Consider the following 18,373-nt stretch of genomic DNA (forward strand, 5'->3'; position numbering starts at 1 on the left):
TCGGTCCCCGGGACGGGGCACTCGCCCGGCATCACGGGTGCAGCACGACTACCGTCTCCGCGGTGCATGTGGTGATCGCAGGAGCCCACGGCAAGATCGGACTGCGGCTCGTGGCCTTGCTGGCCGGCCGCGGCGACGTGGTGACGGGGGTGGTGCGCAACCCGGATCACCGCGGCGATGTCGAGCAGGCGGGCGGCACCGTCGCCGTCCTCGACCTGGAGTCCGCCACCGCCGAGGAGCTAGCCGTCCACCTGACGGACGCGGACGCCGTGGTGTTCACCGCAGGCGCGGGGCCGGGGAGCGGCGTGGCCCGCAAGGACACCGTCGACCGGGCGGCGGCAGAGCTGCTGGCCGAGGCCGCGCGGTTGGCCGAGGTCCGGCGCTACCTGCTCGTCTCCTCGACCGGGGTGGACGAGCCGCTCGATCCCGGGAGGGACGAGGTGTGGGCGGCGTACGTGAAGGCCAAGAAGGCCGCCGAGGAGGCGCTGCGTGCCACGGACCTGGACTGGACGATCCTGCGGCCCGGCCGGCTGACCGACGACCCGGGCACCGGGCGGGTGCTGCTCGCCCCACCGCCGGTGGAGCGCGCTGACGTCACGCGCGACGACACCGCCGCCGTGCTGGCGGCGCTGCTCGATTCGCCGGGCAGCGCCGGGAAGGTGCTGGAGTTGCGCGAGGGCGAGGACGAGGTGCACGAGGCCGTGGCGGCGGTGTCCCGGTGAGCTCGACCTTCGACGTGGTCGTCATCGGCGGTGGACCGGTCGGTGAGAACGTCGCCGACTTCGCCACACGGTCCGGGCTCTCGGCCGTGATCGTGGAGGGCGAGCTGCTCGGGGGCGAATGCTCGTACTGGGCCTGCACTCCGTCCAAGGCTCTGCTGCGCACCGGGCACGCTGTGGCGGCCGTCCGGCGGCTGCCCGGCACCACCGCCGACTTCGACCCGGCCGCCGTGCTCGCCCGCCGCGACTACTTCACCAACAACTGGAACGACGAGCGCCAGCTGGACTGGGCCAGAGGCGTCGGTATCACCGTTCTGCGCGGACACGGCCGGCTCGCGGGCGAGAAGACAGTCGTTGTCGACGATGCACCCGCCGGCCCGGAGACGCTCACCGCTCGCCGTGCCGTGGTGGTGTGCACCGGCAGCGTCCCGATCAGCCCACCCGTTCCGGGCCTGGACTCCGTCCGCACCTGGAGCTCCCGTGACGCGACGGCGGCCAAGGAGATCCCGGCCCGCCTCGGTGTGCTCGGCGGCGGCGTCGTCGGCACCGAGATCGCGCAGGCGTTCCAGCGGCTCGGCTCGCAGGTCACACTCGTGCAGCGCGGCCCTCGGCTGCTGCCGGCCGCCGAGCCGTTCGCCGGGGAGCGGGTGACGGCGGCGCTGCGCAGCGAGGGTGTCGACGTGCGCCTGAGCCAGCCGCTCGACTCGGTCTCCCCGGCGGGCGACGCGATCACGATGCACGTCGGGGGTGCCTCGGTCACCGTCGACGAGCTGCTTGTCGCCACCGGCCGTCGCCCGAACAGCGGGTCGGTCGGCGTCGAGACGGTCGGGCTCGAGCCGGGCAAGCCGCTCGAGGTGGACGACACCGGGCTGGTCGAGGGCGTCGACGGGGAATGGCTCTACGCCGCGGGCGATGTCACCGGCCGGGTCCTGCTCACCCACCAGGGCAAGTACCAGGCGCGAATCATCGGAGGCGTGATCGCGGCTCGCTCCATCGGCGAGGAGCTCGACACCCGGCCGTGGGGTGAGCATGTCACCACCGCCGACCACGTGGCGGTGCCCCAAGTGGTGTTCACCGATCCCGAGGTGGCGTTCGTGGGGCGCACGGAGTCGAAGGCCCGGGCCGCCGGGATGGACATCCGTGTGGTCGACATCCCGATCGCTGTGGCGGGCTCGGCGCTGCACGCCGACGGTTACGACGGCGAGGCGCGGCTCGTGGTCGACGAGACCAGGCGCGTCGTGGTCGGTGCGACGTTCGTGGGTCAGGACGTGGCCGAGTTGGTCCACTCCGCCACCATCGCGGTCGTGGGTGAAGTGCCGATGGACCGGCTCTGGCACGCCGTGCCGTCGTTCCCGACGATCAGCGAGGTGTGGCTGCGTCTGCTGGAGGCCTACCGCGCGCCGTCCTGAGGTCAGGCCGACTGGGAGAGGGCAGCGGCGATCCCGAGGGTCGCGGCCATCAGCGCCGTCTCGAACCCGGCCCATCGCAGCACCGGGGTGCGCCCGGCTGCGAGCCGGCGCCTGGCCAGACCGCCGAGGCAGGCGAGCCCCACCAGACAGACGGTCTTGGCGAGGACGAGCCAGCCGTAGCCGGTGGTGACGAGCGCGTCCCAACTCTGCAGCCGGATCTGCGCGGTCACCACGCCGGTCAGCGTGATCGCGATGAGACATCCGGTGGCCAGCCGCGAGAACCGCGGGAGCACCACCTCCAGCAGGGCGCGGTGGCGCGCCACCAGCACCAGCACCGCCGCGAGCCCGCCGACCCACAGAGCCGCCGCGCCCACGTGCGCCCCCACCGTGATGATGGCGAGCTGGTGGTCGGGCGCGGAGCCTGCGTGACCCGTCACCGCGGGAGTGATCATGCCGAGCAGCGCGGCGACCATGGGGATCCGCACCTCGATGCGATCGGGGTCGTGCAGCCGGATGACGCCGCAGACGAGGACGACGGCGGCGCAGCCGACGGTCAGCAGCATCCCCCGGCCCGCGGCGAGGTCCGTCGACCATTCCACGAGCTCGGCGGAGTTCAGCTGCGACACCGGACGGCCGAACGCGGACGCGACCCGGAACATGATCCCGAGGATGACGAGTACGAGCCAGGCTCCGGCCAGCGGCACGAGCCACCGGTCGGCCGCGGAGCGCACCCGGGACAGGTCGCGCACCGCGGCCCCCGGCAGGGCTCGAGGCTGTGGAAGGAGCGTGCCGAGCAGGGTCAGGCCCACGCACGCCACCCCGACGACGTCCATGCCGGAGCGCGTGACGGACGTGCCGACCACCACCGGCAGCGTGGAGCCGGCCAGGGCCCCGGACAGCACGCTGGCCAGGACCGCGGCCGCGGCCGCGAGCCCGACCCAGGCGGCCGGCAGCAGCTGCCGGCCACCCGCGCGGGGACCCACGGCCGGTGGTCTCATCCCTTGGCCAGCCGCATCGCCGCGAACACACCGCCGCCGACGAGCACCACCGCGCCGACGATCCACGGCCACACCGGCATGCCGCCGCCCTCGCCCGGCGGTGGGTTCGGTGCGCTCTCGGCCGCGGCAGGCGTCGGGCTCGGTGCGGTGGGGGCGCCACCGGGAGGCGACGGGGTGGCGACCGCGGCAGCGCCGGGACCGGGCGTGGTGAGGGTGAAGGCGACGCTGCCGCTCACCGGGTGGCCGTCCTCGGACACCACCCGGTAGCCGATCTCGTACCGCCCCGCCGGGCCGAGCGGACGCACGCCGACGCTCACCGTGCCGCCGTTCGCCGTGACATCCCCGGCCTGGTACTGCGCCTGGTCCGGCCCGACCACGGTCATCGCGGTGAAACCGGCCTGCATCGGCTCGTTGAACGTCAGCGAGACGCGCTGGGGCGGTGCGGCGAGGCTCGTGCCGTCCGCGGGGTCACTGCTCTCCAGCCGGGTGTGGGCGGACGCTTGGCCCGCCCCGAGCAGCAGGGCGAGCCCGCACAGCGCGGTGACGGCTACCGTGCGCAGCACCCGTGAGGTCATCGGTCTCCTCCTGTCGTCCGCCGCGATCGCAGGACGGCACCGGCACCGACGCCGAGGCCCAGCGCCCCGACGAGCAGGCCCGCGCCGGCCAGCCAGCGGGCCGTGGTGTCCGTGGACGATGGGGCGGCGCCGGATGTGCCCGCGGCCGGGGCCGGTGCGGCCGCCGCCGCGTCGTCGGCGGGTGGGGTCAGAGTGACGGCCGGTGCGGGCCGTTCCGGCTCGGAGCCGTCGGCTGCGGGCGGCTGGTCCCACGCGACGACCTCGCCGTTGTCGTAGGTCTGTACGGCCGGGAGGACGAGCTCGTTGGTGTCGGTGGGCAGCGGTCCCAGCGACAGCGGGAAGTCGACGAACTCGCCCGGCGCGATCCGGGTGCCCGGGTCGGCGGTCCACGTGACGGTGTTGACCGCCTCGGTGATCGTGCGTCCGTTCCGTTCGATGGGCGGGTTCAGCGGTGCCTTGGTCATCGTCGCGGTCCAGCCGGCCCGCGGCGTCGTGCGGACCGATGTGATCGGGTGATCCATCGGCAGGGTCACCTGGAGCTTGACGGTGCCCGCTGTGTCGGACTCGTTGGGCACGCGCAGGTTGATGACGGAGTAGCCGCCCTGTTCGGCCTGGCCGTCGGCCTGGGCGGTGACATGGGCCAGCGCGGGAGTGGCGCCGACAACGATGACGGCTGCGGCTAGCCCGGTGATGGTGCCGGCACGCAGCGCGGACCGGCGGGTGGAAGAGAACATGGGTGTCTCCGGTGTGGGTTCGGTGAAGGGGCTGCTGCGCACCCCACCGGAGGACCGCGCCGGACATGCGTGACGGAGAAAGCACGGGCGAGCCGTGCGGGGACCTCAGGGCCGGGCACCGGCCGTGCGGGTAACGGCCGGTCGGCCGGGAGCGGGCGCAGGTATCGGGGCACCACCCGCCGCAGTGCGGCGACGAGCCCGGCCGACGCCGCATCCGCGTACGTCAGTACGGCGGTCAGGACGGCTGTGACCACCGCGTGCATGCCGAACATCCCCACGCCCGACACCGTGGCGGGCCCCATGGGGAGCTGGCCCGGATGCAGCAGCACCATCAGCTGGTGCAGGACCAGCTGGCCGGCGGCGAGCGTGGTGACCGTGCCGACGATGCTGCGCCCGCGCTCGGCCACTGAGATGAACACGGCCGCCAGCAGCGGGAACAGCACCACGAGCAGCGCGAGGTCGGGCACGGTGCCGCCGCCCGCGACGTGCCCGACTGCGGTGAGCAGCGTGCTCAGCACGGCCAGCGCCGCGCCGCGCAGCGGACGGCGCGTGCCCGCAGTCCCGCCGCTCATGGGTACGGACCGTAGCCCGCCCTGCGTCAGGTTGTGATGCCCAGGTGGGTGAGCAGGTCGGTCTCGATGCGGTCGAGTTCGCCCGCGATGGCCCGGTAGGCGGTGCGCCGGCGCGCGGAGGGCATCTGTTCGGCGGCTCGCACGGCGACGGACAGATCAGCCAGCCGGGGGCGGGTCTCCGCGGCGAACGTACGGGCCGCAGGCGTGGGGTGCAGCTGCGACGACGACTCCAGCTCGTTCAGCGCTTCGGCCACGTGCGAGAGCCGGGCGTGCAGGGCGCCACCCGGACCGGCATAGGCGGACAGCTGGCCCGGGTCGACCCCGAGACGTGCTGCGCGGTGGGCGTCCCAACGAGCCCTCGCCACTCCCGCGATGGCGAGCGCGTAGGGGGCCAGGAGCGGAGCGACGGCCTTGCTGACGCCGATGAGCCGCTTCGCCCGCGCGGCGGTCAGGGGCCGGCGGCCGTGATCCACCTCGACCTCGTGGTCCTTGGCCTTGCGCCGCCGTCCTTTCTCCTTGTCCTTCTTCGCCTTCTCGGGAACCGCTGTCTCCTCGTCCGGGACCGATGTCGCCGTGGGGTCCGCGGAGCGTGCTTCGTCACCGGACCGTCGCCGGAGCCCCATCCGCTCACCCTCCTCGTGCCCGCCCGAGTGATCAGAAGGCGGTGGCCAGCAGCTTAGGGCTCCCCGTCCGCACTCGCTCCGCCGTGCCACCCGGCGCGCCCGGAAGAGGATCACCGGTTCGGGTGGCCGTGGTGGATCCGTCGACTGTCGGTGGCGGTCACTACCCTCGACCACGTGACAGCAATCGAGAACCGGCTTTCTCCGGTGCCCGCCGATGGAACACCCATCGGCGGGGTGGCTCTCGACGCTGCCGTCACCACGCGTTGCCGCAGGCGCGTCCACCTCGACCACGACCCCACCGCGGTCGGGTCGCCGCGATCCCTGCCCGATCCGTCGCTCGAGCAGCGCCGGGCCGACGCGGTCGCCCACCGCAGCCGCATCGGTGAGGAGCTCGCCGGCGCGGCGGGGGCGGCCTGGCACGCGGTGCCCGCGTCGGCGTCCACCCGGGAGCGGATCGCGGCCACCTCCGCCGCCGTCGCCATGGAGGCCCCGTTCATCTGGGGTGCCGTGCTGTCCGACGTCGGTGCCGCAGGTCGCCGTGGTGGCGCCGAACTGCTCGTCCGGCTGCCCGGCGGCGGTTACGTGCCGGTCATCGTGGTCCGCCACCGCATCACCGACCCCGGCAGCGGTGCGCTCACCACCCCGCTCCACGAGCCGACGCCCCGGCGGGCCAGGCTCGACCAGGAGCGCAAGGTGCGGTCCCAGCCGCGCGACCTGCTCCGGCTCGCCCACCTCAACCGCATGCTGCAGGCCGCAGGCTGGGCGCCGGCGCCCGAACTGCTCCACCACGACCACGGCGGCGTGATCGGCATGGACGCCGACGTGGTCGTCTGGCACGACCTTCGGGCGGGCCACTGGCCCGGCGGCCGTTCCACCCTTGCCGAGTACGACGCCCGCTTCGGCGACCGCATGGCCGTCGCCCTGGCCGCGGCCACCGGCGCGCCCGCGCTGGCCGCCCCGTCCCGCGTCACGGAGTGCCGCCACTGCCCCTGGTGGCCCACCTGCGAGGCCGAACTGGAGCGCACCGAGGACGTCAGCCTGGTGGTGCGCGGGGAGCCGGCTGTCGCATTGCGCCACCTGGGCGTGCGCACCGTCGGGGATCTCGCCGCGCTCGATCCTGCTGCCGAGCCGCCGATCCCGCCCGTCGGTGTCACCTTCGCCGACATGATCGCCCTGGCTCGGGCGCGCCAGCGCGGGCTGTCGGTGGTGCGGCGGGTGCCGCAGACGCCGGTGCCCCGCGCCGACGTCGAGGTCGACGTCGACATGGAGAGCTTCGGCGAGTCGGGGGCCTACCTATGGGGGGCGCTGCTCCACCACCCCGGCGGCGCCCTGCCCGGCGACGAGCCCGCGGGCTACCGCGCCTTCGCCACCTGGGAGCCCGTGCCCACCGACGACGAGGCCCGTTCCTTCGCGGAGTTCTGGGCCTGGCTCACCGGCGTCCGGGCCGCCGCCCGCGAGAGCGGCCGCAGCTTCGCCGCCTACTGCTACAACGAGCAGGCCGAGAACCGCTGGCTGCTGGCATCCGCGCGGCGGTTCGGCGGGATGCCCGGCATCCCCCCGGTCGCCGAGGTCGAGGCGTTCATCGCCGACCCGTGCTGGGTCGACCTGTTCGCGGTGGTGAGCGAGTGGTTCCTCTGCGCCCACGGCAAGGGGCTCAAGCGCATCGCCCCGGCGGCGGGCTTCGCGTGGCGCGATCCGGAGGCGGGCGGCGAGAACTCGATGCGCTGGTATCGCGACGCCGTGGGCATGGACGGCGCGCCCCCCGACGAGGGTCAGCGCAGGCGGCTTCTCGAGTACAACGCCGACGACGTGGCCGCCACCCGCGCTCTGCGGGAGTGGATGACGTCCCCGGCGATCGGCGAAGTTCCGCTCGCGTCAGAGCTCTGACCAGCCACGATCATGCTGCGGGCGTGATTCCCGCCGCTCTCGCCACCCGTCACGGCGCCACACGAGCGATGATTCAGACATGTCGCCGATCAAGCACGAGCAGCGAGGCGCCAATGGCGCCGCCTCCAGCACCCACTACCTCGGCACGGCCACAGCGATGGCCGTGCTCGCGCGCGGCGGCAATGCGTTCGACGCGGCGGTGGCCGCGGGTTTCGTGCTGCAGGTCGTCGAGCCGCACCTGTGCGGACCGGGTGGCGACCTCCCCGCGGTCTTCGTCACCGCGGGCGACACCACGCCCCGCGTGCTGTGCGCGCAGGGCGTCGCGCCGGCCGCGGCCACCACCGCGCATCTGCGCGACGAGCTGGGTCTGACGATCGTGCCGGGCACCGGGCTGCTGGCCCCGTGCGTGCCCGGGTCGTGGGACGGGTGGCTCCTCCTGCTGCGCGACCACGGCACGATGTCGCTGGCCGATGTGCTTGAACCGGCGCTGGGATATGCGGCTTCCGGTTTCCCGCTGGTGCCGAGGATCCCCACCACGATCGCGACGATCGCCAACCACTTCCGTGAGTTCTGGCCGACCTCGGCCGCCACCTGGATGCCCGGCGGCCAGGTGCCCACGTCGGTCCACCGCCTGCCCGCCCTCGCTGCCACGTGGCAGCGGCTTCTCGACGCAGCCGCGGCCGCGGGCGGCAACCGTGAGCGGCAGATCGACGCTGCCCGGGACGCCTGGTACCGCGGGTTCGTGGCCGAGGAGATCGAGGCGTTCTCCCGCACGCCGGTGCGCGACGAGACCGGTCGGGACCACGCAGGGCTGCTCACCGCCGACGACCTCGCCCGCTGGTCGGCCACCTACGAGGACGCCCTCACCGTGGAGGTCGGCGGCGGCTGGACGGTGGCGAAGGCCGGACCGTGGTCGCAGGGGCCGGTGCTGCCGCAGACGCTGCAGCTGCTTCGCGACAGCGAGCTGCGGTACGTCGACGGCGTGGCCTCGGCAGAGACGGTGCACCAGGCGGTCGAGGCGATCAAGCTCGCTTTCGCCGACCGCGAGGCCTGGTACGGCGACAGCGCGCCCGTTCCGCTGCAGACGCTGGTGTCCGCGGAGTACGCCGCCGCCCGGCGGGTGCTGATCGACGACAAGGCGTCGCTGGAGCTTCGCCCCGGTTCACCGGACGGGCGCGAGCCGCGTCTCGCGGGCTACGCGGCGCAGCCGGGCGGTGAGTCCGGTGACGGCACCAGCTGGGCAGGGCTCGGCGAGCCGACGGTCAGCCGCGAGGGCGTCATGCGCGGCGACACCGTGCACGTCGACGTCGTCGACGCGGCGGGCAACATGATCTCCGCGACGCCGTCCGGCGGCTGGCTGCAGTCCTCGCCCACCATCCCCGCGCTCGGGTTCTGCCTCGGCACGCGGGCGCAGATGTTCTGGCTGGAGGACGGCCTGCCGTCATCGCTCGTGCCCGGGAAGCGGCCGCGCACCACGCTGAGCCCGTCCCTCGGCCTGCGCGACGGTGAGCCGCGGCTCGCGTTCGGCACGCCCGGTGGCGACCAGCAGGAGCAGTGGCAGCTGTGCTTCTGGCTGGCGCACACCGTCGGTGGTCTCGACCTGCAGGCCGCGATCGACTCCCCGGCGTGGCACACCACGTCGTTCCCGTCGTCGTTCGCGCCGCGGGGCTGGCAGCCGGGCGGGATCTCCGTCGAGTCGCGGCTCGGCGAAGCCACCCTGGAGGAGCTGCGTCGCCGCGGCCACGTCATCACCGACGCAGGCGAGTGGGCGCTCGGCCGGATGTGCGCGGTCGGCCGGGGTGACGGACCGCTGATGCGTGCCGGTGGCGACCGTCGCAGCGGGGTCGGCGCCGCGGCGGCGTTCTGATCCGCCGGGCGGTCACCTGAAGGCTGCGGCGTTCCGCACCGCCCATTCCGCGAAGGTGCGGGGCGCGCGGCCGATCACCTGCTCGACGGCCGGGCTCACCTGCTGCTCGGCCGTCGACGGTTCGCCCAGGATCGAGAGGGTGGCGTCCACCACCACCTCGGGCATGAACTGCAGCATCTGCGCCCGTGCCTCCTCCCGGCTCTGATCGGTGAACCGCACGGGTACGCCCAGCGCGGCGCCGATCGCCTGAGCGGCCTGCCGTGGCGAGACCGGTGCCGGTCCGGTGAGCTCGTACGTCCGGCCGGCATGACTCCGGTCGCGCAGTGCCACGGCCGCGACCTCGGCGATGTCGGCCGGGTCGATCATGGGTAGTCCGACGTCTCCGAACGGCGCGGCGACAGCGCGTTCCGCGCGGACCGTCGCCGCCCATGCGAAGGCGTTCGAGGCGAAGCCTCCCGGCCGCAGGACGGTCGAGGTCATGCTCGATTCCCGGAAGGCGTCCTCGAACGTCCGGAGGTGGGAATGCGCGACCGACTCCGGGCGGGTCCCGGCGCCCTGCGAGGACAGCAGCACAACGCGACCGACACCGGCCGCTTTCGCGACGTCGACGATCGCATGCGGGTCGATCTTCTCGCCGCTGCCGGCGACGAGGAGGAAGAGCGCCTCGGCGCCGTCGAGCACAGGGCGCAGGCTCTCCGGCTCGGCCAGATCGGCCTGCCGGTGTGCCACGCCCTTGAGCAGCTCCGCAGGTCGCCGCGACACCGCGGTCACCTGCTCACCCGCTGCGGCGAGCATTCCCACGAGGGGCCGCCCGACGTTTCCGGTCGCTCCCGTCACCACGATCACGTTCTTCTCCTGCTCGTCTCGGTACTGGGGAGACGAACGCTAGGAACGGGACTTACTTCCGGAAAGGACGTACCTGAACGTAAGCTCCCGACGTGGAGGGTGGAAAGCAGGTCGCGGAGTGGTCGGCGTACGCGCTGAGTGACGTGTTCCACTCCGACTGCCCGGCGCGCACCGTGCTCGACCACGTCACCAGCCGCTGGGGCGTGTGGGTTCTGATGGCTCTGCGAGAGAAGGACCTGCGGTTCTACGAGCTGCGTGAGCGCATCGAGGGCGTCAGCGAGAAGATGCTCTCGCAGACGCTGCGCACGCTCGTCCGCGACGGCTTGCTCTGGCGAGCGGTGGAGCCGTCCACGCCACCTCGCGTGACGTACGGGCTCACCCCGCTCGGGCGGGGCACCAGCGACCCCCTCGCGAGCATGTTCGGGTGGATCCGGGAGCACGCGGTCGACATCCTGGCCACGCAGGACGAGTTCGATCGCAACAGCCGGGCCTGACCTTCGGCGCGGTCCGGCGGGGGCATCCGTGCGTAATCTGGCCCACATGGGTCTGTTCGGACGCGACAAGTCGCAGATGATCACCGCCGACCAGGCGCTGCAGGGCCGCGCCACCCCGTTGCGCGTGCCGACGGAGCATTTCGTGAACGGCCACCGAATCCAGCCGCCGTTCCCGGACGGCCTGCGGACGGCGGTGTTCGGCATGGGTTGCTTCTGGGGCGCAGAGCGCATCTTCTGGCAGACGCCCGGCGTGTACTCCACGGCCGTCGGGTACGCGGGCGGGTTCACCGAGAACCCGACGTACGAGGAGGTGTGCTCGGGCCTCACCGGGCACACCGAGGTCGTGCTCGTCGTGTTCGACCCCGCGCAGATCAGCTACGCGGCGCTGCTGAAGCTGTTCTGGGAGGGCCACAACCCCACGCAGGGCATGCGGCAGGGCAACGACCGTGGCACGCAGTACCGCTCCGCCCTCTACTACGTGGACGACGCGCAGCGGGAGCTCGGCGAGAGCACCGCCAAGACCTACGGCGACGCCCTCAAGGCCTCCCGCTACGGGGAGATCACCACCGAGATCGCTCCGCTCACGCAGTTCTACTACGCCGAGGACTACCACCAGCAGTACCTCGCCAAGGTTCCCGACGGCTACTGCGGCATCGGCGGCACGGGCGTGTGTCTCAGCGACCGGCCGGACGTGGAGCTTCCCCCCACCCGGTAATCGGCAAGATCGCCGCGAGATCGCCGTATGCGCCCTGACAAGGGCGGAAACCCGGATCTGGGAACGATCATGCGGCAGCCCGGGTTGGCCCGGCGCACTGGGATCTACCGGGACCAGGCGGGTTAACTTGATGTTGTAACGTCTCACTGGAACGACGTTCCAGTGGAGGATTCCAATCGCCACACGCAGGCGTAACGCGGTCCGTGCCGAGCGGGCGATGGCAACCCGGGCACGCATCGTCGAGGCGGCAGGCCCGCTGTTCGTACGCGACGGCTACCTCGAGACCACGATGGCGGGCATCGCTCGGGCGGCCGGTGTCGCGGTGCAGACGCTGTACCTGTCCTTCGGCAGCAAGGTGGCCGTGTTGGAGGCGGCGTTGGGCTTCGGGCCCGAGGAACCGCCCGCCGAGGGTGTGGAGCTGCTGCAGGCCGAGCCCGACGGGATCGTCGCGCTGGGGCGCTACGTGGCGGCCACGGTGGCGGTCATCGAGCGGAGGCACCCGCTGGACGTGGTGTTGCGCGCCGCGGCTGCCGACCCGGAGCTGGCCGAGCTACTCGGCCGCACGCGGCGCGCGGTGCTCACCCAGCATGCGCAGGTCGTCGATGAGCTCGCCGAGAAGCCGGGCTTCACCGACCGGATCTCGCTGCAGCGGGCCACCGATGTGATCGCTGCGTTGCTGTCCCCGGAGACCTACGGGCTGCTCGTGGTGGGGCAGGGCTGGGCACCCCCGGACTGGGCGGAGTGGGTGTGCCGGCACCTGGCGGCCGATCTCTTCCCCACGGTCCCTGCGGAGCCGGTGCCACACTGACGTCATGGCCGTTGTTCGCAGCATCGTCCCCGCGCCCGGGCCGATCGGCGCGCTCACACTCGGCGTCACCACGGCCGGTCTCGCCGTGGTGGTGTTCGGCGATCATCCGGAGACGGTGGAACGGATGGCTGCCCGGCTCGGGGAGCCGGTGGTGGACGGCGAGGCGGGCTTGGCCGGCGAGCAGCTCACCGAGTACCTCGGCGGGAGCCGGCAGACGTTCGACATGCCGCTGGACTGGAGCCTCACCCGCGGGTGGCAGCGGCAGGTGTTGCAGACGTTGTACGAGACCGTGCGGTTCGGCAGCACGGTGACCTACGGGGAGCTGGCCTCGCGCAGCGGCGGGCAGGGATACACGGCCGCTCGGGGTGTCGGGTCGATCATGGGGTCGAACCCGCTGCCGGTGGTGGTGCCGTGCCACCGCGTGCTCGGGTCGGACTCACTGGGTGGCTTCGGCGGCGGCCGGGCCACCAAGGAATGGCTGCTCGCACTGGAGGGGGTGCTCACCCCGGCCCTCGACTTCGGACCGGGGTGAGCACCGCTCAGCTGCGTACTGCCTGGATGTCGATGTCGATGCGCAGCGTGCGGCCCACGGCCAGCAGCCCGGCGAGCACCGACTGGTTCCAGTCGATGGCGAAGTCGTCGCGCGACACCTCGGCGGTCGCCGAGAACGCCGCCCGCAATCCGCCCATGAGGTCGGGCCCCGTGCCGTGGAACTCGACCTGCAGTGGCACCGGCGCGCTCACGCCCTTGATCGTGAGCAGACCGTCGACGATCCAGTGCGTGTGGTCGACCCGCCGCAGACCGTCGCTCTTGTAGCGGATCTCGGGGTAGCGCAGCGCGTCGAGGAAGTCGGCGCTGCGCAGGTGCTCGTCGCGCATCTCGTCGGCGGTGTCCACGCCCGTGGGGTCGATGAGCACCTCGACCGAGCTGTTCTCCAGCGGGTCGGCGATCTGCACCTGACCGCTGAAGCGGCGCAGCCGACCGTGGATCCGGCTCATTCCGATGTGCAGCGCGGTGGCCTGGATGCTCGAGTGCACCGGGTCGATCACCCACGTGCCCGGGGCGGGGAGGACCGCCAGCCCCGCCCGGTTGAGCTCCAGGACACCGAGCGCGGTGACCGGCTCGGCCCCGACGGAGACGGTGCGGGCCAGCGGGTCGTGCCCCGGCGCGGCGACGATCAACGTGTACGGCCCGGCGGGGACCCCGTCGAGCACGATCCGCCCGTCAGGACCGCTCGTGCCCCGAGCACGCTGCACACCGCCCGCGTCGACCGCTGTGAGCGTGCCGCCCGCCACCGGCCAGCCGTCGAGGGTGGTCAGCTGACCCGTCACCGTGCTCACCGGACACCTCCCGCGTCGAAGGGCTCGAAGAGCGGCTCGGCGGGCGGGGTCGCCGGTGTGGTGGCGGCCGGGTTCGGAGCACCGAGCTCCACCACTGTGGAAGCCTGCGTGCCCGCCGTGACCTGCACCATCTGTGCGACCGGCGCGTAACCGCTCGCGGTGAGGGTGTAGACGCCCTCGGCGAGGTCCTCGAACGCGAACGAGCCGTCAGGACCGGTCACCGTCGAGCCGACGACCATGCCGGAGCTGTCCACGAGCGTGGCGATCGCCTCGGGGACCCCGCGCCCGTTGCTCGCCGCGGTGACGGTGCCGAGTAGGCGTGAACGTCGCGGTAGTTCTAGGTCGCACTCCACCGTCGCGCCCACGTCGAGACGCAGGCTCACGGCGACCGGCTGGTGGCCGGGGCTCGCCGCCGTCAGCGTGTAGCTGCCGTCGGGGACCCCGATCAACTGGAACCGGCCATCGGCGTCGGTGACCCGCGCCGCGGCCACGTCGCCGCGCACGTCGATCAGCGTGACCGCCGCTCCGGCCACCATGCGGCTGCCCGTGGACGGGTCGGGGGTGCTCACGGTGCCGACCACGGCACTCGCACCGCTGAGCGCCACGTCGTGGCGGGTCGGCGTGCCGCCGACGGCGACCATGGCCGCGTGCGGCTGGTAGGTGCCGCCCGCGGCGACCACGAGGAAGGTGCCGCCGGTGCGCAGGTCCACGCGGTAGTACCCGTCCTGGCCCGTCGTGGTGCGCGCCTCCTGACGGCCTGCGGGGTCGGCGACGGTGACGACGACCTGCGGCAGACCCATCCCGTCGGCGCGGGCGACCGTGCCGTACACGGCGGGGCCGTTGTCGGCGGTGTAGGTCGGAGGCTCGGCGGGAGCCGCGGCCGGGTAGGCAGCGGGGTAGGCGGAGGGTGCGGGCTCGCGGCGCGGCAGCGGGTCCGCGGAGTGGTGTCCGTTGGGCTGCGCGTGACCGTTGCCGTTGCCGTTCGCGGCGACGATGGCGGCGAGCGGAGTGGTCTCCTGCGTGAGCAGGGCGTGTCGCCCGCCGCTCCCGTTCCGGTTGGTGGCGGTGACGGTGAGGTTCTCGTTCAGCTCCTCCGCGGCCTCGGTGGTCAGGGGAGCCGCGGCCGGCCCCGCCTCTGCCAGCGCCGCGTCCTCCATCGCCCTGGCCTGTGCACCGGACATCGTGCGCAACGGAAGCTCCTTGACGAACAACACGATGAAGAAGGCGATGGCCAGCACGATCGCGACGATGATGAAGGTGAAGGCCATCGAGTCGGCGAAACCGGCGAGGAACGGCCGGGCGAGCCGTGGGTCGATGGTCTGCAGGAACGAGGAGTCGGCAAGGACGTTCGACGCCCCTCCGTCACCGCCGCCGGACAGCGAGGCGATCACCGGGCCGTTGGCCGGGTTGGCGCGCACAGCGGGGTCGGCGAGCGCCTGCTGGAACTCCGGCGTGCCGGCGGCCTTGCGGAACTGGTCGGCGATGTTGCCGGTGACCGTGCTGAACACGACCGACAGGAAGACCGCCACGCCGACCGTGCCGCCCATCTGGCGGAAGAACGTGGTGGAGGCGGTGGCGACGCCCATGTCCCGCGGGGGCACCGCGTTCTGCACCGCGAGCACCAGGGTCTGCATCGACAGTCCCAGCCCGAGGCCGAACATCAACATGTAGAGGTCGAACTCCCACAGCGGGATGTCGACGCTGATGCGGAAGTGCAGGAGCACCGTGGCGCCGACCATCAGCGCGGTGCCGATGATCGGGAAGATCTTGTAGCGCCCGGTGCGCGAGGTGATCTGGCCGGAGACGATCGACGAGACCATGATCCCGCCCACGAGCGGGAGCATGAGGAAGCCTGCCTCCGTGGGGCTGGCCCCGCGCACGATCTGCAGGAACTGCGGCAGCAGCGAGATGCCGCCGAACATGCCGGCGCCGATCACGACACCGGCGATGTTCGACAACGCGAAGACGTTGTTGCGGAACAGCCGCAGCGGCAGGAGCGCGTCGTCGCCGTAGTGCCGCTCGGCCGCGATGAGCAGGACGAGACCGACGATGCCGATCAGGTAGCAGACGAGCGCGTCGGTGGAGCCCCAGCCCCACTCGCGGCCCTGCTCGGCGACGATGAGCAGCGGCACGAGGAAGACCGCGAGCAGCACGGCGCCCGGCCAGTCGATCCGGTGCGGGCGCGGCGTGTGCGGCATGGTCAGCACCCGCGCCACGACGATCAGCGCGATGGCACCGATCGGCACGTTCACCAGGAAGATCCAGCGCCAGCCGTCGATTCCGGCAATCGTGTCCTGGCCCGAGAACAGGCCGCCGATCACCGGTCCGAGCACGCTGGACGTGCCGAACACGGCGAGGATGTAGCCCTGGTAGCGGGCCCGCGCCCGGGGCGGCACGATGTCGCCGAGGATCGTCAGCGCCAGCGAGAAGAGACCGCCCGCGCCGAGGCCCTGCACCGCGCGGAAGGCCGCGAGCTGGTACATCGTCCCGGCGAAGGTGCACATCACCGAGCCGACGATGAAGATCGTGATGGCGGTCAGGAACAACGGCTTGCGGCCGTAGATGTCCGACAGCTTCCCGTACAGCGGCGTGGTGATCGTGCTGGTGATCAGGAACGCGGTGGTTGCCCACGCCTGGAGGCTCAGCCCGCCGAGGTCGTCGGCGATGGTGCGGATCGCGGTCGAGACGACCGTCTGGTCCAGGGCGGCCAGGAACATCCCTAGGGCGAGGCCCGTGAGGATCGTCAGCACCTGGCGGTGACTCAGCTCGCCCGATGGTGCCGGTGCGGCCCTGGGGACGGGCTCCGCGGCAACTTGGGTGGACATCAGTTCTCTCCTCCTGGGCGGCGGCTGACCCGCCGTCCCGCATCCAATACGTCGTCGGCGAAGCGGCCGAGTAGTTCAGCGAGGCGTCGGCGGGACTCCACCGGCCAGCCGGCCAGCACCGACGCGACGAGCTCGACGCGCTTGCGTCGTCCGTGCTCACAGAGCTGGGCCCCTGCCGGCGTCACTGCCAGCAGGTGGGCGCGGCCGTCGAGGGGATCGGGTCGTCGTTCGACGAGGCCTGCGGCCACGAGCTCGGCGACCTTGCGGCTCACCGTCGACTGATCCGTGCCCACGGCGTCGGCGATGGCGCTCACTCGTTGCGGGCCCTGCTCGATCAGGTGGACGAGGACGTGAGTCACCGCGATGTCACCGCGGTGCCTGCGCAGCGCGGTGACGATCCGGCTCAACTCGCCGACCTCCTGGGCGATGCGGTCGGCGACAAGGAGGTCCTCCTCGCCCATCACGCGCCCTCGACCTTCTGTTTGACTTGGCTTTACCAAGCGTTGTTTGTAACAAGCAACAACTTGCTTGGGCCAAGCATGCGCGTGTGGATCGAGATCGGCAAGTCGATATCGGGCCTGCTGCCGTGATTCCGCCCACCACGGCCACGGTGTGGACGGCGGCGCGGGTATGCAGGATCGCCCGACCCGTCCAGGCCCTGCTGCTCTGGTGGGTCACACCATGCCCGACCGGTGTATCCAGATACCCATGGCCGACGTGTTCGACCCTCGGACGTTCGCGCGTGGGGTTCCCCACAAGGATCTGCAGCTGTTACGGGACACCGATCCGGTGAGCTGGCAGGACGAGCCGGAGGTCGGCGTATGGCCGTCGGGTCCGGGGTTCTGGGCCGTCACCCGTTACGCGGACGTGCGGCGCGTTCTGCGCTCTCCCGCGGACTTCTCCTCGTCGCTGGGCGCCACCCAGATCCGCGACCCCGACCCCGCGGACCTGCCGTTCATCCGCCAGATGATCCTCAACATGGACCCGCCCGAGCAGCTGCGCCTGCGCCGGTTGGTCACCGGTGCGTTCACCCGCCGCAGGTTGGAGCAGCAGGCCGAGGTGGTCCGGGCGCGCGCCGGGGCGCTGCTGGGTGCAGTGGCCGAGAGGGGCCGCTGCGACCTGCCCCGGGAGGTCACCGACGACCTGCCGCTGCAGAACCTCGCAGATCTGCTCGGCGTGCCGGCCGAGGATCGGGAGCTGCTGCTGAAATGGACCAACCGCGTGATCGGCTACCAGGATCCGGAGCACGGGCACCTGGTCACGGATGAGGAGGGGCGCCCGATCAACCCGCGCTCACCGGCGATGCTCGCCGACATGTTCGGCTATGCGGAGGAGCTCGCCGAGCGCAAGCGCCGGGAGCCGGCCGACGATGTGATGACGGCACTGGTGCAGGCCGAGGTCGACGGCGAGCGGCTGACCGACGCCGAGCTGAAGATGTTCTTCTTCCTCCTGGTGATCGCGGGAAACGACACGGTCCGCAGCGCGCTTCCCGGTGGGGTGCTCGCGCTGGTGCGCAATCCGGAGGCGTACCGGCGGTTGCGGGCCGATCCCTCGTTGTTGCCCTCGGCGATCGAGGAGATGTTGAGGGTGCATCCGCCGGTGCTGACGTTCCGGCGTACGGCCAGTCGTGACCAGGAGCTGTCAGGCCGCCGGATCGCGGCGGGCGACAAGGTGGTCGTCTATCACGTCTCGGCGAACTTCGACGAGCGTCGGTTCCCGGATCCGTTCCGGTTCGACATCGAGCGTGACGACAACGATCACCTTGCGTTCGGACAAGGTCCGCACCAGTGCCTCGGTGCGGCGTTCGCCCGGTTGCAGATGCGTGAGTTCTTCAGCGAGTTCCTGCGATTGCCGCAGGTCGAGCTCGACGGGGAGCCTCGCAGGCTGGTCTCGAACTTCATCAACGGGCTCACCAGCCTCCCACTGCGCTGGTAGGTCCCTTTCATCCCGCAGATACCCTC

General features: G+C 72.2%; 18 protein-coding genes. 9 read left to right on the forward strand and 9 right to left on the reverse strand.

The annotated features are described in order from the left end of the window. Positions 1-62: 62 nt before the first annotated feature. Together ABD743_RS08595 and ABD743_RS08600 are read left to right on the forward strand one after the other, a co-directional pair. Entirely contained in the window at positions 63-722 is a 660-nt protein-coding gene (locus tag ABD743_RS08595) for an NAD(P)H-binding protein (protein WP_344720486.1), read from the forward strand. Then, a complete protein-coding gene (locus ABD743_RS08600; RefSeq protein ID WP_344720487.1) occupies positions 719-2,128 on the forward strand; it encodes a dihydrolipoyl dehydrogenase family protein in 1,410 nt (469 codons plus the stop codon). Before ABD743_RS08595 ends, ABD743_RS08600 begins: the two co-directional genes overlap by 4 nt. Before the next feature lie 2 nt (positions 2,129-2,130). On the opposite strand, the gene ABD743_RS08605 is transcribed toward ABD743_RS08600, so the two are convergent. Genes ABD743_RS08605 through ABD743_RS08625 form a run of 5 tightly spaced genes read right to left on the reverse strand, consistent with a single transcriptional unit; the run spans position 2,131 to position 5,630 of the window. After that, positions 2,131-3,111 (reverse strand): copper resistance D family protein, encoded by a 981-nt coding sequence (locus ABD743_RS08605; protein ID WP_344720489.1) that lies wholly within the window; start codon positions 3,109-3,111, stop codon positions 2,131-2,133. Positions 3,112-3,122: 11 nt separating this feature from the next. Next, the gene (locus ABD743_RS08610) at positions 3,123-3,701 is read right to left on the reverse strand and encodes a copper resistance CopC family protein (protein ID WP_344720490.1); all 579 of its coding nucleotides are present in this window, start codon (positions 3,699-3,701) and stop codon (positions 3,123-3,125) included. After that, on the reverse strand, positions 3,698-4,435 hold the full coding sequence (locus ABD743_RS08615) for a YcnI family copper-binding membrane protein (protein ID WP_344720492.1): 738 nt from the start codon (positions 4,433-4,435) through the stop codon (positions 3,698-3,700). Before ABD743_RS08615 ends, ABD743_RS08610 begins: the two co-directional genes overlap by 4 nt. Beyond that, the gene (locus ABD743_RS08620) at positions 4,381-5,007 is read right to left on the reverse strand and encodes a hypothetical protein (protein WP_344720494.1); all 627 of its coding nucleotides are present in this window, start codon (positions 5,005-5,007) and stop codon (positions 4,381-4,383) included. The genes ABD743_RS08615 and ABD743_RS08620 overlap by 55 nt, the downstream gene beginning before the upstream one ends. 26 nt (positions 5,008-5,033) lie before the next feature. After that, positions 5,034-5,630, reverse strand: coding sequence for a DUF6474 family protein (locus ABD743_RS08625; RefSeq protein ID WP_344720496.1), 597 nt, complete (start codon positions 5,628-5,630; stop codon positions 5,034-5,036). Positions 5,631-5,804: 174 nt separating this feature from the next. Between ABD743_RS08625 and ABD743_RS08630 the strand changes: the two genes are divergently transcribed. Together ABD743_RS08630 and ABD743_RS08635 are read left to right on the forward strand one after the other, a co-directional pair. Further along, the gene (locus tag ABD743_RS08630; protein WP_379659013.1) at positions 5,805-7,517 is read left to right on the forward strand and encodes a TM0106 family RecB-like putative nuclease; all 1,713 of its coding nucleotides are present in this window, start codon (positions 5,805-5,807) and stop codon (positions 7,515-7,517) included. Positions 7,518-7,596: 79 nt separating this feature from the next. Beyond that, a complete protein-coding gene (locus ABD743_RS08635; protein ID WP_344720498.1) occupies positions 7,597-9,384 on the forward strand; it encodes a gamma-glutamyltransferase family protein in 1,788 nt (595 codons plus the stop codon). A gap of 12 nt (positions 9,385-9,396) precedes the next feature. Here ABD743_RS08635 and ABD743_RS08640 read toward each other — a convergent pair whose 3' ends face one another. Then, a complete protein-coding gene (locus ABD743_RS08640; RefSeq protein ID WP_344720500.1) occupies positions 9,397-10,230 on the reverse strand; it encodes an NAD(P)H-binding protein in 834 nt (277 codons plus the stop codon). 92 nt (positions 10,231-10,322) lie between these two features. Between ABD743_RS08640 and ABD743_RS08645 the strand changes: the two genes are divergently transcribed. The 4 genes from ABD743_RS08645 to ABD743_RS08660 all read left to right on the forward strand — a co-directional run bounded on the left by ABD743_RS08645 (position 10,323) and on the right by ABD743_RS08660 (position 12,779). Continuing rightward, on the forward strand, positions 10,323-10,724 hold the full coding sequence (locus ABD743_RS08645; protein WP_344720502.1) for a winged helix-turn-helix transcriptional regulator: 402 nt from the start codon (positions 10,323-10,325) through the stop codon (positions 10,722-10,724). Positions 10,725-10,770: 46 nt separating this feature from the next. After that, the gene (gene msrA, locus ABD743_RS08650) at positions 10,771-11,439 is read left to right on the forward strand and encodes a peptide-methionine (S)-S-oxide reductase MsrA (RefSeq protein WP_344720504.1); all 669 of its coding nucleotides are present in this window, start codon (positions 10,771-10,773) and stop codon (positions 11,437-11,439) included. A gap of 217 nt (positions 11,440-11,656) precedes the next feature. Beyond that, positions 11,657-12,247, forward strand: a complete 591-nt coding sequence (locus ABD743_RS08655; protein WP_344720506.1) for a TetR/AcrR family transcriptional regulator — start codon at positions 11,657-11,659, stop codon at positions 12,245-12,247. A 4-nt stretch (positions 12,248-12,251) separates the two neighbouring features. Further along, positions 12,252-12,779 (forward strand): methylated-DNA--[protein]-cysteine S-methyltransferase, encoded by a 528-nt coding sequence (locus tag ABD743_RS08660; RefSeq protein WP_344720508.1) that lies wholly within the window; start codon positions 12,252-12,254, stop codon positions 12,777-12,779. Positions 12,780-12,786: 7 nt separating this feature from the next. Here ABD743_RS08660 and ABD743_RS08665 read toward each other — a convergent pair whose 3' ends face one another. From ABD743_RS08665 to ABD743_RS08675, 3 genes are read right to left on the reverse strand one after another with little or no spacing between them, the layout of a single operon-like run. Next, positions 12,787-13,587, reverse strand: a complete 801-nt coding sequence (locus ABD743_RS08665) for a YceI family protein (RefSeq protein ID WP_344720510.1) — start codon at positions 13,585-13,587, stop codon at positions 12,787-12,789. Continuing rightward, positions 13,584-16,412, reverse strand: coding sequence for an MFS transporter (locus ABD743_RS08670; protein ID WP_344720512.1), 2,829 nt, complete (start codon positions 16,410-16,412; stop codon positions 13,584-13,586). The genes ABD743_RS08665 and ABD743_RS08670 overlap by 4 nt, the downstream gene beginning before the upstream one ends. Then, positions 16,412-16,873: a MarR family winged helix-turn-helix transcriptional regulator gene (locus ABD743_RS08675; protein WP_344720514.1), complete on the reverse strand. Its 462-nt coding sequence runs from the start codon at positions 16,871-16,873 to the stop codon at positions 16,412-16,414. Before ABD743_RS08675 ends, ABD743_RS08670 begins: the two co-directional genes overlap by 1 nt. A gap of 247 nt (positions 16,874-17,120) precedes the next feature. Here ABD743_RS08675 and ABD743_RS08680 point away from each other — a divergent pair, with 247 nt between their 5' ends. Continuing rightward, positions 17,121-18,347, forward strand: coding sequence for a cytochrome P450 (locus ABD743_RS08680; RefSeq protein ID WP_344720517.1), 1,227 nt, complete (start codon positions 17,121-17,123; stop codon positions 18,345-18,347). Positions 18,348-18,373: the final 26 nt, after the last annotated feature.

The sequence above is a fragment of the Pseudonocardia yunnanensis genome (genome assembly GCF_039534065.1).
Lineage (GTDB): Bacteria > Actinomycetota > Actinomycetes > Mycobacteriales > Pseudonocardiaceae > Pseudonocardia > Pseudonocardia yunnanensis.